We start from the raw sequence: 15046 nt of genomic DNA, 5'->3' as shown, positions 1-15046 counted from the left end.
AGTGTTTCGCATGGGGCGGCTATCATACCCCGCTATTGCCCTTTCTGCCGCATGGAGATCCGAATGCTCGCCTTTGCCCTGCCCTACACCCTGCATGTTCTGGCCGCACTCGTATGGGTCGGCGGCATGTTCTTCGCCTGGCTGGTGCTGCGCCCGGCAACGGTTGCAGCCCTTGAAGGGCCTGCCCGCCTGCGCTTGTGGGTGGAAGTTTTCCGACGCTTCTTCGGCTGGGTCTGGCTGGCGGTGGCGATTTTGGCGATAAGTGGTATCGGCATGTTGCACATGCGCTTCAGCGGTTTCGAGACGGCGCCCCGGTACGTGCACGTGATGATCGGTGGCGGGATCGCCATGTTTGCCTTGTTCATGCGCATTCAGGCGTTGCTGCTGCCGGAATTGAAGGCAGCGGTGCAGGCCGAGGACTGGCCGACGGGTGCGGCGGTACTGGGGCGCATTCGGCGGATGGTGGGGATCAATCTGCTGCTGGGGCTGGCAGTGGTGGCGGTGGCCAGTTCGCGACTGGTCATCTGACAGGCGCTGCGTGCAACCTGCAGCGAAGCCGGTGCCACGGTGCATGGCGCCGGCGTTGCCGGTGTTCGTGGGCAAGCCCGCTCCGGCAAGGGATCGCAGTGAGCATCAGAGGCGCTGCAAGATCAGTTCACCCGCGGCGCCTCCCGCGGACGGGGAATGGACATGACATGGAAGATACCCGTCAGCAGGATTTGCAAACGGTCAAACCAGCGGTGACTGCGCCCGCGCAGGCTGCGATTGAAAAACAGCACTTCTAGCAGGTGCAGGCCAAACAAGACGATGCCTGCGGCATTGATCAGCAGATTGAAGGGCAAGGGTTGTGGCATCAGCTGATTGAACAGCACCACCCCCCAGAAAGCGACCGTCAGGACCTTGCCCAGGCCCAGGATGAACTTCATACCACGCCCCTATAGAGAGTTGTCATGTCGAGGTGGCCTGATCGAGCAAACCGTGCGAACAACATTAACGGCAATGCCAAGACAGGCACCAGCACCACTCAGTTGAGGTGCAGCTCCACCCGTCGGTTGCGCGCGCGGCCCTCCTCGGTTTCGTTGTCGGTAACCGGTTCGCTTTCCCCACGGCCCTGGCTGGTGACCTTGCCCATCTCCAAGCCCTGGCCGATCAGGTACTCGGCAACGCTGCTGGCGCGGCGTTCGGAAAGTGCCTGGTTGTAGCTGTCGGAGCCCACACCGTCGGTGTGCCCGATCACACGAACCTTGGCCACCGTCGGTGAATTGAGCTTCGCCACCAGGCCTTGCAGGCGTTGCTGGGCCGCCGGCGTCAGTTCGGCGGAGTCGAAGGCGAACATCACCGCGCCGTTGTCATCGAGGGTGATCACCTCTGGCGAGGGTTCGGGTGCACTGGCAGGTGGCGCGGCCGGGTACTGCTTCAGTGGGCAACCCATGTGGTCGACCGCCGTGTTGGCAGGGGTCTCGGGGCAGTGATCGCGCCGGTCGAAAATGCCGTCACCATCTTCGTCACCGTCCTGGGCGTAACAAATCAGCCCGCCGGCGATGGCACCCAAGGCGCCGCCACCGGCAGCCCAGGAAGAACTCTCGATGGCACCAAGGCCACCACCGACCAAGCCGCCCAGCAGGCTACAGATGGGCCAGGTCCTTTGATTGAGGGGCGCGCTGCCATCGCTGTGCGTAGCGCAGCCCGCGAGCAGGCTGGCAGCCACCAACAGCGGCAATGCCGCCTTCGACGTCACACTCATGCTGAATGCTCCTGTGTCATTGGCCACAAACGGCTGGCCGGCATGAAGACGCGCCCGTGCCACTGCTCGAGGCACGGGCGCCCGCCGTCTTACCGCTGGATCTTGATCTCGGTACGACGGTTCATGGCACGCCCTTCGGCCGTGGCGTTGTCTGCCACCGGCTGGGTTTCACCCGCGCCGACCACCGAAACGAAGCTGCTGCGCGGTACACCGCTCTCGACCAGGTAATCGGTCACCGAATGGGCACGTCGCTCGGACAGTTTCTGGTTGTAGCTGTCGGAACCGACGCTGTCGGTATGGCCGCTGACGCTAAGGCGGGCAGAGGGCGCTTCCTGTTTCAGGCGCGTGGCAATGGTATTGAGGCGCTCTTTGTCACTGGCCGTCAGGCGCGCAGAATCGAACTCGAAGTGCACATCGCGGATGACAATGACTTCTTCCTTCTGCACCACCACTTCTTCGACCACCGCAACCGGCTCAGGCGGGCATCCGTTGGCATCGACCTGCACACCACGCGGGGTGCCAGGGCACTTGTCACGGCTGTCGGGCACGCCGTCGCCATCCTCGTCGCCATCGCCATGGGCCCAGCAATAGCCCGCCGCCAGGCCACCGCCCAGCAACGCACCCCAGCCAGCCCAGCTGGAACTTTCGATGGCGCCCAGGGCGGCGCCGCCTACACCCCCGACGGCGGCACATTTCGGCCAGTCGGTTTTTTGCAAACCTGCACAACCAGTCAACACACTGGTGAGCAGTACCAGGGGTATCGCTGTGCGTACTATGCTCATTTCATTGCTTCTCCTAGGGGGAATCGGCATAAGGCCGATCTCTGGGAGTAAAGACCGCGCATTCCAACCCTGCCAGCAATAAGCTACGACACGGTCACATGCCCCTTTGCCCGCACGCCGCAGCCCGCTAGTCTTGGATGACTTGAACGAGGAATGGCAATGACCGAAGGTTTCTCCAAACGCACCCCGCAACAGGCCCTGGCAGCCCTGCTCGAGCGCTTCACTCCACAACGGCTGCTGCTGGTGGGTACGCGCTTCCCAGCGCTGGACGCTTTCGCCCAGGCACACCCCCAGGTAACCATCGACACCGCCGCCCCCGGGCCGCTGCCGGCTGAACTGGCCGCCAAGCGCTTTGACCTGGCGGTACTGGTGGACTGCCTGGAGCACTTGCCCAAGCGCACCGGCCTGGAGCTGCTCGGCGGCATTCGCAACCTCAATGCCAGCCGGGTTGCAGTGCTGGCCGACCTGGCTGCCTGCGGCTGGCAGGACACCGACTTTTTCGCCCTGGCCATGTCGGCCAGCGAGAAATTCTGCCGTGAGCAACAGGTTTTGAACCTGTTCACCTATGATCTACATGACTATAAGCAGGTCCCGGACTGGCTCAATGCCAGGTTCTGGGCCAACCCTGAAAACTTCGGCAAGTACTGGTGGTGATGATGAGTGTCTCGGTCTGCCCTTGTGGCAGTGGCAACCTGCTTGACGCCTGCTGCGGGCATTACCATGCCGGTACGCCGGCACCGGATGCCCAGGCCCTGATGCGCTCACGCTACAGTGCCTACGTGCTGGGCCTGGTCGACTACCTGGTAGCCACCACCCTACCGGCCCAGCAAGCCGGCCTGGACCGTGCTGCCATGGCCGACTGGAGTGCACAGAGCACCTGGCTGGGCCTGGAGGTGGTAAGCGCAGAAGTGCTGGGCGGCCAACCCGAGCACAGCTTCGTCACCTTCACCGCACGCTGGCACGACCAAGACGGCGATCATCAGCACCGCGAACGCTCGGCGTTCGTCCAGCATGCCGGCCGCTGGTACTTCATCGACCCAACGGTCGGGTTGAAGGCCGGGCGCAACGACCCCTGCCCCTGCGCCAGCGGGCACAAATTCAAGAAATGCTGCGCCAGCTACGTAGGGAACTGAACATGATCAAGCGCACCCGTCTGCTACTGCTCGGTGCGCTACTGGCATGGCTGACGGGCTGTGCCAGTTGGGGTGAGGACTGGCGCGAACCCGAAGTGCATCTGGTCGAGGTCGAAACGGTCAAGGCCAGGTTGCTGGAACAGGAGTTCGTGTTGCACCTGCGGGTCGACAACCCCAATGACAGCCGCCTGTTCATTCGTAACGTGTCGTATGCAATACGCCTCAATGACCTGCTACTGGTGCAGGATGAAGCCAGCATATGGCGCAGCGTGGGCGGGCATGCAGGGCGCACTTTCAAGATCACCGCACGAACCAACCTGTGGCAGCACCTGAAGCCACTGGCCAAGCTGCTCAGAAGCAAGCAGCCGCTGCATTACACCCTGCAGGGCGAACTGGCGACCGGATTGCTCATCCATCAGGACCTGCACATCTCGCGCAGTGGTGAGATAATCCCCGGCGATCACATACCGGAGTAACCCTGCAATGTCCCAACAACCCCACGTTCATGGCCCTGACTGCAACCATGACCATGATCACCACCACGACCACGGCCATGTACACGGCCCGCACTGCAACCACGGCCACCAGGAGCCGGTGCGCAACGCCCTGAAGGACGTTGGCCGTAACGACCCGTGCCCGTGCGGTAGCGAAAAGAAGTACAAGAAGTGCCACGGCGCCTGATCGACTGACGCGATTCAACATCTGATCGATTGCGCGATCACTGTGGGAGCGGGCGCGCCCGCGAACACGGGCGAAGCCCGTGCCATACACCGCGTCGCATGCTTCGCGTGCTTGCCCGCTCCCCAGGTAGCGTGCCAGCCTCTGGATCATGAGCCTGACACAGGAGGCTACGCGGCCTTTCGCCGGTTAGCCCCCAGCAGATCCTGGTACCAAAGGCCGGCATCATAGGCGATGGTCACCAGGGTGGTCTCGACATACCGCGGGTGCTGGGCCATGCGCTGGGCAACCGCCAGGCAGGCAGCGGCTGTATTACCGACAAAAATGCCACTCTGCATGTAGAACCAGCGCTGTGCGGCGAGCATTTCTGCATGTTGCACCTGAGCCCGCTCGTCCACCAGCGACCAGTCCATGAACGGCGGGCAAACGCCCACGGCCATGCCTTCAAAACGATGATCGGCGAACACGCCAGCCCTCGAATCACAGCCATTGGGGTCGACCAGCACCGTCGACACGTCGAAGCCATGGTCTTTCAGCCCCAGAGTGATACCCGTGAAACTGGCGCCAGTACCCGCACAGCCCACGAACAGGATCTGCCGCCCTGCCCCGGCGTTGGTCAGTTGCAGGGCCAGTTCACTGGCGGTCTGATAACGATGGGCCTCGATGCCCACCGGGTTGTTGAACTGGTCGGTGTAGAAGTATGACTTGCCCAACGCGGCCTGGTTATCCAGGTGATGCATCACCACGTCCTTGGGCGTGGCACCGGCCATCAGCATTTCCTTGCCGATCAGCCGAGCACCGAAACACTCCAGCAGATCCCGCTTCGTCTGGCTGAAACTCAGCCCGACCGCAAGCTCTACGGCGACCTGGTACTTGTGGCAGGCCGCCAGCAAGCCAAAGCCGAAGCTGCCACCGGTTTTTTCGATGACGTTCGTCACTCCGGGAATGATGTCACCCTTGCGCACGGCATGTTCGATGATCCGCCGCGCCGCCCGGTATTTGTGGCTACCGCCCGGGTTGTTCATTTCCAGCTTGGTGTAGATACGATCGCTGACCCTGATGAGCTCGCTCATTTGCGGCTACCTTCCATTGACGTTTGCAGGCAGGCCTTGTTCTGCAGCAGGCTGGCGGTGGCAACCAGCAGCCCCAGGCAGAGGACCATGCAGATGGCGTTGGTACCGTCCCAGCCAACCGAGCTCAGCAACAACGAGGGGCTGAATGCGCCGAGGGTGGCAAAAATGGCAATCGCCAGGTCGTTCTTGCCCTGCATCTGCATCGCTGCCGGGCTGTTCTGCAGTGACTGGGCCAGCAAGGCACCTCCGCCTACGTAAGTGAGGTTCCAGCCCAGCCCGAGGGCAATCAGTGCCAGGGTCATCATGGCGTAGCTGTGCGACCAGATATTCATCGCCGAGCAACCGATCAACAGGGCCAGGCCCGCGCAAATGGTGGTCTTGATACCCAGCCGCTGGATGATGGCGCCGGTGAAGAACGACGGGGCAAACATGGCAATCACATGCCACTGGATCGCCAGGCGGACGTCAGTGAAGTCCTCGTGCATGTGTTTCATGTGCATCGAGGCCTGGATCATCAGCAGGTTCATGATCCCGTAGCCCAACGCAGCGACAGCCATTGCCACAACCACGCTCGGGCCTGCCGGCTCGGCACGGACACTGGCCGGCTTTGCTGCGCTGTTGACCGCGCTGGCCATACCGGCATCGTTGGGCAGGCACAGCGCAATCAACAATGAAAGCAACGCCAGGCCGACAAACGCGGCATAACACAGCGAAAACAGCGGGTAACCACCCACGTCACGCAGCCACTCGGTAAGCGTCGGCCCGACGACAGCCGCGATGACCCCGCCCGCCACGACCAGCGAAAGTGCCTTGGGCTTCAAGGCCTGGGAAAGATTGTCGGTTGCCGCGAACCGGTTGAAGTTGGCGAACGCGATGTACACACCCAATGCAGAGTGGCTGAGGACCAGCGTTGGAAAATGCTGGTGCTCCACCGCCAGAAAGCCGCTGACGCCAGACAGCGCCAGGGGAATCGCGCCCAGCATGAACGCCTTTTTACGGCCGATGCGGCTCATCAGCCTGGAGACCGGATAAGTTGCCAACATCAGGCACAGAAACTGGAACCCGTACGGCACCGTGGACCATGCGGCATCAGGCGCCAGCGCAGCCCCGACAATGGCGGCCATCGTCACCGACATCACGGCAGTCGTCAGGTTGATCGACTGTGCGGTGAAGTACAGGTACGTGCGCCGCGGTAACGTGCTGTTCATAGTGCGTGCTCGTGATAAGTGGACAAGTCGATTTCGGCCTCGGGGAACACGCAGATCAGCCGTTCCTTGCCTTTACCCAGGCGTTTGCGCTTGACGCTAAGGCGCCCGATGCGCCGAGGCGAATCGAGGTGCGTACCACCGCACGGGATTTCGATGCCGTCGTAGGTCCACAAACGCGCGTCTTCCAGGCCTTGAACCGCGTAGTGCTCGATCGGCGCATCGCAGCCAATCAGTTCATTCGCCCGTCGTTCTATTTCAAGTACGTCTTCAGCCGTGAAAGCGTCCTCGACCAGGAAGTCGAAACGGGCCGTGTCCTCCTTGATATGGCAGCCGATCGTCCATTGCTTCAGTTCTTCACGCAGCCCGATGGCGGCGGCATACAGGAAGTGGCTGGCACTGTGAGACAACGTCAGCCGTTCGCGCCGTTCAATATCGATAGTGACGCGGGCCGGCATGCCCACGGTGACTTCATCCAACAGGTGTAAATCATCCGGGTGCAGGCTGTGAATAATAATGCCGCCCAGTTTTCCGCCTTTGAAACCGTCCAGGCGAATAGGGCTACCGTAGAGTTTTTTAACCCAGACGAATCGCACGGTACCCACCGGTAATTCAATGGTGCCGAAGTCCGCTTCCTGGCCCCCCCCTTCTGGATAGGCCACCGTACTCAGCAACTCGATGCCGTCACTGTGCACCCGCGCTACTTGCGTATTCGCGCCCGCCAGGTACTGGTCTTTGTAATACAGTTTTTCGGTATTTCTTAAAACTTCATAGTTCAGAGCGTTCATGATTCCAATACCACCTGCAATGATGTTTTAACCTGTACCCGGGCAGCGGCCGGGACGTCTTTGGTCACAATGCAGCCCGGCCCGATAAACGCACCGTCACCGACATGAATTGCGCCCAGCACACTGGCGAAAGCGCCGATCTGCACCCGGTTACCCAACGTCGGGTGCCTGGGGCTCGAGGGGTTGTCACTGATACCGCGGGCGCCCAGGGTTACGCCGCCAAGCACGTAGCAATCGTCACCAATGGTCGACGTTTCACCAATGACGGTGCCCATGCCGTGATCGATGATGAAGCGCGCACCAATGCGGCTGCGGAAATGGATCTCCGCCCCCGAAAGCATTTTTCCGCGCCTGGAGATCATGGCGGCCAGGCATTGACCGCCGGCGCCGTAGGTCGCGGCGCTATTGTTGTAGATCCAATGGGCCAGCCGATAATGCAAAACCGCAGAATAAGAGGTGTAGGTTTTTGCAATGAAGACCAGGTCGCGGCCGGCAGCCGGATCTTTCATGGCAAATGCCTGTAAATCGGCATGTGCCTGTTCAGTCACACGTTCAATGACCGGTGTTTCTTTCAGTGCTTCGAACTCGACGATTGAACAACACTCCAATAACGCCGAGGTCACAAGATTCTTTACAACTTTGAATGACTCCAGTTCGTCAGGGACAGGAAGCCTGGCAATGACGGCTGATTGCATGTCCATAGGGTGCATGGGCTTGATATCCAGTTGTCTGGTCTGCACAGACGCTAAAAGTGCCGCCTTTGTTGGCAGCCGAAAGTTCCGACACGGGGATATTGGCATGTGCTGGCCATTTGCAAACGAACAGTCGACAAGCATTTCCGTTAACTGTTAGGCTTTTTTTTCTAACGGTTTCGGACCTGCCATGATCCCCTGCAGCCTTCATCACCTTTTGAAACAACGCCTGGATGCAGGCGAGTGGTTGCCCGGGCAACGCATGCCCTCCATCCGCAAGCTGACCGCTGCAGTGGACTTCAGTTACCACGACGTCGTGTCGGCCTATGCCCAGCTGGTCAGCGAAGGGGTATTGACGGCATCACCTGGGCGAGGCTACTTCGTGGCAAACCGCGCCAGGCAGACCAGCGTGATCCACGAACCCGAATGCATGGCCGGCGACCCCCTGTTCCGGCTGCTGCAGGGCGGCCAGCACTTCACCAAGCTGGGCAGCGGCTGGCTGCCCCCCGCGTGGCGCGACACCGAACTGCTGGCCAAGGCAATTCGTCGCACGGCGCGGCTGGAGCAAAGCTCGCTGGCAGAGTACGGCGACATCCAGGGGTACCTGCCCATGCGCAAACAGCTGTGCGTGCACATGAAACGGCTGACCCGTGTCGAAGCCCGGCCCAACCAGTTGCTGACCACACTGGGTGCCACGCAAGGCCTGGACCTGGTTGCACGGTTTCTGATCAAACCGGGCGACCACGTTTTCGTCGACGAGCCGGGCAACGGCAACCTGATCAAGCTGATCCAACTGGCTGGCGGGCACGTCGTCGGCATTCGGCGGACCCAGGACGGGCCAGATGTGGAAGAAATGAGAAGCCACCTGGCCAGGCACAAGGTCAAGGCGTTTTTCTGCAACAGCACCTTCCACAACCCGACCGGCAGCAACATCAGCCCGCACAACGCCTTCAGCGTCCTGCGCCTGGCGGTGGAGCACGAGTTCTTCGTGGTCGAGGACGATGTCTATGGGGACTTCAGCCCTGCTGTGCGCCAGACCTTTGCCGAGCTGGACAACCTTGACCGGGTTATCTACATCGGCAGCTTCTCCAAATGCCTGTCGGCCTCGCTGCGCGTGGGGTTCATTGCCTGCTCGCAAGACCTGATCGAACCGCTCACACGCCTTAAACTGCTGACCTGCGTCGCCGTCCCTGCGTTTTGCGAACGCTTCGTCAACACCATATTGTCGGATGGCACGTATGCCCGGCACATGAAAGACGTGCAGCAGCGCCTGATCCGCCAGCAAGTGCAAACCCAACGCTTGCTGCTCGAGCGCGGCTGGCAGTTCGATATAGCGCCGCAAGGGGGTATGTTCCTTTGGGTCTACCACCCGGACCTGCCCGACCTGCAACCTTTCATGCGTAAACTGGAGCAACACAAGATCCTGCTGATGCCGGGCTCTGCATTCGCGGTGAGCCGTGACTACCAACGCTACACGCGCATCAATTGCACGCATTTTTCCGACGCCTTGGCCGAGCACTTCGAGGTTTGACCCGGCGCGATCAAATAAACCGACCTGGGACCTTGCATGGCGCCTGCGCGCTTACTACCTTAGCGCCTTTCCAAACCAGCCTCGCCTTGCAGGAGCCCTTGCCATGGCCGCCCCCGCCTTTCCTCCCTTCCGCCTGCGGTTCGCAACCGCTGCCACCCTGCTCGGCATGCTCGGGCTGGCCGGCTGCCAGACGGGCGGCTACCAGGATAGCGTGCCACCGACCAGCGGCGTGCAGCCGCTCAAAGGCCTGGCACAGAATGTTTCGGTACGGCGCAATGCCATGGGCGCGCCGCTGATCGAAAGCAGCAGCTTCCATGATGCGCTGTTCAGCCTGGGCTATGTGCACGCCGGCGACCGCATCGAACAGATGGTCGCCATGCGCCTGCTCGCCCAAGGCCGCCTGGCCGAACTGGCCGGCAGCGAGGCGCTGGATATCGACCGCCTCATGCGCGCCGCCAACCTCAAGCAAAGTGCCGCCCAGCAATACGCCGACGCATCGCCACGGCTCAAGCGCTTCTTCGAAGTGTACGCGCGCGGGGTCAACGCCTACCTGTTCCGCTACCGCGACAAGCTACCAGCAGGCCTGGCCAGTAGTGGCTATCGCCCCGAATACTGGAAGCCTGAAGACTCGGCGCTGATCTTCTGCCTGTACGCGTTCAGCCAGTCGGTCAACCTGCAAGAGGAACTCAGCGCCCTGACCCTGGCGCAGAAAGCCGGTAGCGACAAGCTGGCCTGGTTGCTGCCCGGGGCCCCGGACGAGCCGCTGGCCGAAATGGAAGTGGACAAGCTCAAGGGCCTGAACCTGGCCAGCCAGTTGCCGGGGCTGCCAGCCCTGGCAGCTGCCAGCCAGAAGCTCGCCGACCTCGACCTGCTCGGTAGCCCGGGGTCGGCCAACCTGGCCCAGGGCCCGCAGCGCAGCCGCAGCGGCAAGAGCCTGCTGGCCAGCGACAGCCGCGCCGCCTGGGCCTTGAGCCCGGTACAAATCAATACCAGCAAGTACCAGGTTGCCGGCCTGTCCTTGCCGGGCCTGCCAATTGTGCTGGCCGGCTACAATGGCAAGCTGGCCTGGAGCAGCAGCGCGGTCATGGCCGACAATCAGGACCTGTTCCTCGAGCAGCTGCGCCGCCAAGGCAATCAGCTGAGCTACCTGGCCGATGGTAAATGGCTGCCGGCCCGCGCCCGCAGCGAAACCTACTTTGTACGTGGCCAGCGACCCGTGCGCGAAGTGATGTACGACACCCGCCACGGCACCCTGCTGGCCCAGCCAGAAAACGCCAGCCTGGGCCTGGCGCTGAACCTGCCCCAATTCAAAGGTGATCGCAGCCTGGATGCTCTGTTCGACCTGACGCGGGCCAAGAACGTGGAGCGGGCCTTCGACAGCACACGTGAAGTGACGGCTGCTGCCGTCAACTTTGTTTTCGCCGAGCCTGAGCACATCGGCTGGCAAGTCAGTGGCCGCTACCCCAATCGCCGCGAAGGCCAGGGCCTGCTGCCCTCGCCGGGCTGGGACGGGCGTTACGACTGGGACGGCTATGCCGACCCGATGCTGCACCCGTACGACCAGGACCCGCCCGCAGGCTGGATCGGCCACGCCAACCAGCGCAGCCTGCCGCGCGGCTATGGCATGCAGCTGTCCAGCACCTGGTACTACCCCGAACGTGCCGAACGCCTGGCACAGCTGGCCGGCAACGGTCGCCACGACAGTCGCAGCCTGATGGCCCTGCAGAACGACCAAGTGACCCTGCTGGCCAACAAGCTCAAGCAGATGTTCGACGCACCCGGCATGGCCCAGCCACTGAAGCAGGCGATCGACGCCCTCCCCGCCGGGCAGCGCGACAAGGCCCGCGACACGCTGGCCCGGCTCAAGGCCTTCGATGGCCGCCTGAGCCCGGTGTCGGCCGATGCCGCGCTGTACGAGTTGTTCTTGCAGGAGGTCGCTCGCCAGACCTTCCTCGATGACCTGGGCCCGGAGGCCGGCCCGGCGTGGCAGGCATTCGTCAGCAATGCACGTTTGTCGTTCTCGGCGCAGGCCGATCATCTGCTGGGCCGCGATGACAGCCCCTTCTGGGATGACCGCAACACGCCGCAAAAAGAAGACAAGCCCGCCATCCTCGCCCGCAGCCTGGCGGGCGCAATGGAGGCCGGGATCGCGCAGCTGGGTGCCGACCGACGCACCTGGCAGTGGGGCCAGCTGCACCAATACCGCTGGCCGGCACCGGCCTACCATGGCCTGGGTGATGCGATCAGCCGTGCGCCGCTTGCCGCAGGCGGCGACTTCACTACCCTGGCCCTCACACCATTCGCCTGGGGCAGCGACTTCGACACGCATCTGCCAGCCTCGGCACGGATGATCGTCGACTTCGGCCAGGCCGAACCGTTGCAGATACTGACCAGCAGCGGCCAGTCCGGCAACCCGGCCAGCGCGCATTACCGCGACGGGCTGGATGCCTGGTTCAAAGGGCGCTTCATGAGCCTGCCACTGCAACAGCAGAACTTCGGCAGGGCGTATGGCAACCAGCGGCTTACATTGGTACCGGGGCGGTAACGGCATTCTTCAGGGGTGCATGAGGGGGCTTGATGAAGTTTTTCAGCAGCGCCCTCCCAAATCCATCCGAACTAACGTCTGGCACCATGCCTCTTAACGGGTAACCCCAGAACCAGTGCCCGTGCCATGGACCTTGTCATCGCCCGCCCCGAAGGCCTGTACTGCCCGCCCGGAGATTTCTACATCGACCCCTGGCGGCCCGTGGACCGGGCTGTCATTACCCACGGCCACGGCGACCACGCACGCAGCGGCAATGGCCATTATCTGACCGCCAGCCCCGGTGCCGGCATTCTGCGCAGCCGCCTGGGCCAGGACATCCATTTGCAGACCCTGCCCTACGGTGAGCGCCTGCTGCACCAAGGCGTGACGTTGAGCCTGCACCCGGCCGGGCACGTGCTGGGTTCGGCACAGGTGCGCCTGGAGTATCGAGGTGAAGTCTGGGTTGCATCCGGTGACTACAAGGTAGAACCCGATGGCACCTGTACGCCCTTCGAACCGGTGGCGTGCCACACCTTCATCACCGAGTCGACCTTCGGCCTGCCGATCTACCGCTGGCCAAGCCAAAGTGAGATCTTCGCCAGCATCAATGCCTGGTGGCGGGCCAACCGTGAACAGGGCAAGGCCAGCGTGCTGTTCTGCTATGCCTTCGGAAAGGCCCAGCGGATTCTGCATGGGCTGGATGCCAGCATCGGCCCGATCCTCGTGCATGGCGCCATGGAGCCGCTCAACCGGGTGTATCGGGATGCCGGTATCCGCCTGCCGGAAACCCGCTACGCAGGCGATATACCGCGCAACGATCCTCTGCTGCGCCAGGCACTGGTCCTGGCGCCCCCATCAGCCGGCGGAAGTAGCTGGATGCGCCGTTTTGGCGATTACAGTGATGCCTTCGCCAGCGGCTGGATGCTGCTACGCGGCGCCCGCCGACGGCGCGGCGTGGACCGGGGCTTTGTGCTGTCCGACCACGCCGACTGGCCCGGCCTGCTCTGGGCCATTGGCCAGACCGGTGCCCAACGGGTGATGGTCACTCACGGCTCGGTCGAGGTACTGGTGCGCTACCTCACCGAACAAGGCCTGGATGCCCGCGCCTTTGTCACCGAGTATGGCGACGAAGACGATGTGCCCAACACCGCCCCCTCGCCATGAAAGCCTTCGCTACGCTGTTCCTGCGCCTGGACGCGACCACCTCCAGCAATGCCAAGCTCGAGGCACTGCGCGACTACTTTGACATGGCGCCCGCCGACGATGCTGCCTGGGCGGTGTATTTCCTGGCCGGCGGGCGCCCACGCCAACTGGTGCCCACCCGCCTTCTACGCGAACTGGCAACGGCACTGGCTGGCCTGCCCGACTGGCTTTTCGAAGAAAGCTATCAGGCCGTGGGCGACCTGGCCGAGACCATTTCGCTGCTGCTGCCGCTGCACGCCGATGGCAACGAGGAAGGCCTGGCCACCTGGGTGGAACAGCACTTGCTGCCCCTGCGCGGGCTGCCGCCTGAGCAAGTCCGCCAGCGCCTGCCGCCGCTCTGGGCCCGGTTGGACCGCGCCAGCCTGATGCTATGCCTGAAACTGATCACTGGCAGCTTTCGCGTGGGCGTGTCAAAGCTGTTGGTCACCCGCGCCCTGGCGCAACTGGCCGGGCTGGACGCCAAACGCGTGGCCCAGCGCCTGGTCGGCTACACCGATATAGGCCATCGCCCGACTGCAGCCAGTTACCAGAGGCTGATCGCCCCAGAGTCCGCCGATGAACACAACCAGCGTGGCGGCCAGCCCTACCCCTTCTTCCTGGCCCATCCGCTGCAAGTGTCCAGCGATCAATTCGATACCCTGCTCGGACCACCAAGCGATTGGCAAATCGAATGGAAGTGGGACGGCATTCGGGCGCAAGTGGTGAAGCGCGATGGCCAGCTGTGGGTGTGGTCACGCGGCGAAGAACTGGTTACCGAGCGTTTCCCCGAACTGCATGGCCTGGCACAGACGTTGCCCGATGGCGTGGTGCTCGATGGCGAGATCCTGGTCTGCAAACCCGGTGAAACCGAGACGGAACTGGCCGTGCAGCCTTTCGCCTTGCTGCAACAGCGCATCGGTCGCAAAACGTTGGGCAAAAAGCTGCTGAACGATGCGCCCGTGGTGTTGCAGGCCTACGACCTGTTGGAGTGGCAGGGCGATGACTGGCGCAGCCGACCGCAGCACGAACGCCGAAGCCAGCTGGAACGCCTGGTGGATGAACACCCACTTGCCCCCGTGCTGTTGTCGCCTTTGCTGCAAGGCCCGGACTGGGCCGACCTTGCCCGCCAGCGCGAACAGTCACGCAGCCTGGGCGTGGAAGGGCTGATGCTGAAGCAGCGCGAGGCCCTGTACGGCGTGGGGCGCACCAAGGACATGGGCATTTGGTGGAAGTGGAAGATCGACCCGTTCAGCGTCGATGCGGTGCTGATCTATGCCCAACGGGGCCACGGCCGCAGGGCCAGTCTGTACAGCGACTACACCTTTGCCGTATGGGATGCACCGGCAGGCACCCCCGGTCGGGCGTTGGTGCCCTTTGCCAAGGCCTATTCAGGGCTCAGTGACGAAGAAATGCGCAAGGTCGACGCCATCATCCGCAAGACCACGGTGGAAACGTTCGGGCCGGTGCGCAGTGTGACCCCAACGTTGGTGTTCGAGCTGGGCTTCGAAGGCATCGCCCTGTCCCGGCGCCACAAAAGCGGTATCGCCGTGCGCTTTCCGCGCATGCTGCGCTGGCGGCTGGACAAGCCGGTGGAGGAGGCAGATGACCTGGCCACCTTGCAGGCGCTACTGGCCTGAAAAAGTTTGCGATGCCCGACTGCTGCAGGATGAGGCGCATTCGCTGAAACTATGCTTCTATTTTTGAGCCGACCCGT

General features: G+C 62.7%; 16 protein-coding genes. 9 read left to right on the top strand and 7 right to left on the bottom strand.

Translation table 11 applies throughout. The annotated features are described in order from the left end of the window. The first annotated feature begins 63 nt into the window (after nucleotides 1-63). Complete coding sequence (locus BJQ17_RS10250) at nucleotides 64-528, top strand: CopD family protein (RefSeq protein ID WP_003254890.1); 465 nt, start codon at nucleotides 64-66, stop codon at nucleotides 526-528. 122 nt (nucleotides 529-650) lie between these two features. Here BJQ17_RS10250 and BJQ17_RS10245 read toward each other — a convergent pair whose 3' ends face one another. The 3 genes from BJQ17_RS10245 to BJQ17_RS10235 all read right to left on the bottom strand — a co-directional run bounded on the left by BJQ17_RS10245 (nucleotide 651) and on the right by BJQ17_RS10235 (nucleotide 2526). Next, a complete protein-coding gene (locus tag BJQ17_RS10245; RefSeq protein ID WP_003254892.1) occupies nucleotides 651-926 on the bottom strand; it encodes a DUF1145 domain-containing protein in 276 nt (91 codons plus the stop codon). Nucleotides 927-1024: 98 nt separating this feature from the next. Continuing rightward, on the bottom strand, nucleotides 1025-1744 hold the full coding sequence (locus tag BJQ17_RS10240) for an OmpA family protein (protein WP_070095985.1): 720 nt from the start codon (nucleotides 1742-1744) through the stop codon (nucleotides 1025-1027). Nucleotides 1745-1833: 89 nt separating this feature from the next. After that, a complete protein-coding gene (locus BJQ17_RS10235) occupies nucleotides 1834-2526 on the bottom strand; it encodes an OmpA family protein (RefSeq protein ID WP_003254894.1) in 693 nt (230 codons plus the stop codon). A 159-nt stretch (nucleotides 2527-2685) separates the two neighbouring features. On the opposite strand from BJQ17_RS10235, the gene BJQ17_RS10230 reads away from it, so the two are divergent. Genes BJQ17_RS10230 through BJQ17_RS10215 form a run of 4 tightly spaced genes read left to right on the top strand, consistent with a single transcriptional unit; the run spans nucleotide 2686 to nucleotide 4340 of the window. After that, nucleotides 2686-3180: a DUF6231 family protein gene (locus BJQ17_RS10230; RefSeq protein ID WP_004576211.1), complete on the top strand. Its 495-nt coding sequence runs from the start codon at nucleotides 2686-2688 to the stop codon at nucleotides 3178-3180. Nucleotides 3181-3182: 2 nt separating this feature from the next. Next, on the top strand, nucleotides 3183-3659 hold the full coding sequence (locus tag BJQ17_RS10225; RefSeq protein WP_004576212.1) for a YchJ family protein: 477 nt from the start codon (nucleotides 3183-3185) through the stop codon (nucleotides 3657-3659). Nucleotides 3660-3661: 2 nt separating this feature from the next. After that, a complete protein-coding gene (locus tag BJQ17_RS10220; protein ID WP_003254899.1) occupies nucleotides 3662-4135 on the top strand; it encodes an LEA type 2 family protein in 474 nt (157 codons plus the stop codon). Nucleotides 4136-4142: 7 nt separating this feature from the next. Next, nucleotides 4143-4340, top strand: a complete 198-nt coding sequence (locus tag BJQ17_RS10215) for an SEC-C metal-binding domain-containing protein (protein ID WP_003254900.1) — start codon at nucleotides 4143-4145, stop codon at nucleotides 4338-4340. A gap of 167 nt (nucleotides 4341-4507) precedes the next feature. On the opposite strand, the gene BJQ17_RS10210 is transcribed toward BJQ17_RS10215, so the two are convergent. From BJQ17_RS10210 to BJQ17_RS10195, 4 genes are read right to left on the bottom strand one after another with little or no spacing between them, the layout of a single operon-like run. Continuing rightward, nucleotides 4508-5410 (bottom strand): pyridoxal-phosphate dependent enzyme, encoded by a 903-nt coding sequence (locus tag BJQ17_RS10210; protein WP_070095984.1) that lies wholly within the window; start codon nucleotides 5408-5410, stop codon nucleotides 4508-4510. Next, complete coding sequence (locus tag BJQ17_RS10205) at nucleotides 5407-6618, bottom strand: MFS transporter (RefSeq protein WP_019750615.1); 1212 nt, start codon at nucleotides 6616-6618, stop codon at nucleotides 5407-5409. The genes BJQ17_RS10210 and BJQ17_RS10205 overlap by 4 nt, the downstream gene beginning before the upstream one ends. Continuing rightward, a complete protein-coding gene (locus BJQ17_RS10200) occupies nucleotides 6615-7403 on the bottom strand; it encodes an alanyl-tRNA editing protein (protein ID WP_004576216.1) in 789 nt (262 codons plus the stop codon). The genes BJQ17_RS10205 and BJQ17_RS10200 overlap by 4 nt, the downstream gene beginning before the upstream one ends. Then, complete coding sequence (locus tag BJQ17_RS10195; protein WP_003254905.1) at nucleotides 7400-8113, bottom strand: serine O-acetyltransferase; 714 nt, start codon at nucleotides 8111-8113, stop codon at nucleotides 7400-7402. The genes BJQ17_RS10200 and BJQ17_RS10195 overlap by 4 nt, the downstream gene beginning before the upstream one ends. A gap of 172 nt (nucleotides 8114-8285) precedes the next feature. Between BJQ17_RS10195 and BJQ17_RS10190 the strand changes: the two genes are divergently transcribed. The 4 genes from BJQ17_RS10190 (at nucleotide 8286) to BJQ17_RS10175 (ending at nucleotide 14969) form a co-directional block, all read left to right on the top strand. Next, entirely contained in the window at nucleotides 8286-9626 is a 1341-nt protein-coding gene (locus BJQ17_RS10190) for a PLP-dependent aminotransferase family protein (RefSeq protein ID WP_070095983.1), read from the top strand. 103 nt (nucleotides 9627-9729) lie between these two features. After that, on the top strand, nucleotides 9730-12171 hold the full coding sequence (locus BJQ17_RS10185) for a penicillin acylase family protein (protein WP_070095982.1): 2442 nt from the start codon (nucleotides 9730-9732) through the stop codon (nucleotides 12169-12171). 126 nt (nucleotides 12172-12297) lie between these two features. Further along, nucleotides 12298-13314, top strand: coding sequence for a ligase-associated DNA damage response exonuclease (locus tag BJQ17_RS10180; protein ID WP_012051409.1), 1017 nt, complete (start codon nucleotides 12298-12300; stop codon nucleotides 13312-13314). Further along, complete coding sequence (locus BJQ17_RS10175) at nucleotides 13311-14969, top strand: ATP-dependent DNA ligase (RefSeq protein ID WP_070095981.1); 1659 nt, start codon at nucleotides 13311-13313, stop codon at nucleotides 14967-14969. The genes BJQ17_RS10180 and BJQ17_RS10175 overlap by 4 nt, the downstream gene beginning before the upstream one ends. Nucleotides 14970-15046 lie beyond the last annotated feature (77 nt).

Origin of the sequence: Pseudomonas sp. NBRC 111139 (assembly GCF_001753955.1) — a bacterium.
Taxonomy (GTDB): Bacteria; Pseudomonadota; Gammaproteobacteria; order Pseudomonadales; family Pseudomonadaceae; genus Aquipseudomonas; species Aquipseudomonas alloputida.
The sequence above is the reverse complement of the archived record's forward strand: the minus strand, read 5'-3'. Positions and strand labels throughout refer to the sequence as shown.

Excerpts from the sequence above, each read along its gene's own strand:
- BJQ17_RS10250 (WP_003254890.1), top strand. The coding sequence starts at position 64 with ATGCTCGCCTTTGCCCTGCCCTACACCCTGCATGTTCTGGCCGCACTC.
- BJQ17_RS10245 (WP_003254892.1), bottom strand. The coding sequence starts at position 926 with ATGAAGTTCATCCTGGGCCTGGGCAAGGTCCTGACGGTCGCTTTCTGG.
- BJQ17_RS10240 (WP_070095985.1), bottom strand. The coding sequence starts at position 1,744 with ATGAGTGTGACGTCGAAGGCGGCATTGCCGCTGTTGGTGGCTGCCAGC.
- BJQ17_RS10235 (WP_003254894.1), bottom strand. The coding sequence starts at position 2,526 with ATGAGCATAGTACGCACAGCGATACCCCTGGTACTGCTCACCAGTGTG.
- BJQ17_RS10230 (WP_004576211.1), top strand. The coding sequence starts at position 2,686 with ATGACCGAAGGTTTCTCCAAACGCACCCCGCAACAGGCCCTGGCAGCC.
- BJQ17_RS10225 (WP_004576212.1), top strand. The coding sequence starts at position 3,183 with ATGAGTGTCTCGGTCTGCCCTTGTGGCAGTGGCAACCTGCTTGACGCC.
- BJQ17_RS10220 (WP_003254899.1), top strand. The coding sequence starts at position 3,662 with ATGATCAAGCGCACCCGTCTGCTACTGCTCGGTGCGCTACTGGCATGG.
- BJQ17_RS10215 (WP_003254900.1), top strand. The coding sequence starts at position 4,143 with ATGTCCCAACAACCCCACGTTCATGGCCCTGACTGCAACCATGACCAT.
- BJQ17_RS10210 (WP_070095984.1), bottom strand. The coding sequence starts at position 5,410 with ATGAGCGAGCTCATCAGGGTCAGCGATCGTATCTACACCAAGCTGGAA.
- BJQ17_RS10205 (WP_019750615.1), bottom strand. The coding sequence starts at position 6,618 with ATGAACAGCACGTTACCGCGGCGCACGTACCTGTACTTCACCGCACAG.
- BJQ17_RS10200 (WP_004576216.1), bottom strand. The coding sequence starts at position 7,403 with ATGAACGCTCTGAACTATGAAGTTTTAAGAAATACCGAAAAACTGTAT.
- BJQ17_RS10195 (WP_003254905.1), bottom strand. The coding sequence starts at position 8,113 with ATGCACCCTATGGACATGCAATCAGCCGTCATTGCCAGGCTTCCTGTC.
- BJQ17_RS10190 (WP_070095983.1), top strand. The coding sequence starts at position 8,286 with ATGATCCCCTGCAGCCTTCATCACCTTTTGAAACAACGCCTGGATGCA.
- BJQ17_RS10185 (WP_070095982.1), top strand. The coding sequence starts at position 9,730 with ATGGCCGCCCCCGCCTTTCCTCCCTTCCGCCTGCGGTTCGCAACCGCT.
- BJQ17_RS10180 (WP_012051409.1), top strand. The coding sequence starts at position 12,298 with ATGGACCTTGTCATCGCCCGCCCCGAAGGCCTGTACTGCCCGCCCGGA.
- BJQ17_RS10175 (WP_070095981.1), top strand. The coding sequence starts at position 13,311 with ATGAAAGCCTTCGCTACGCTGTTCCTGCGCCTGGACGCGACCACCTCC.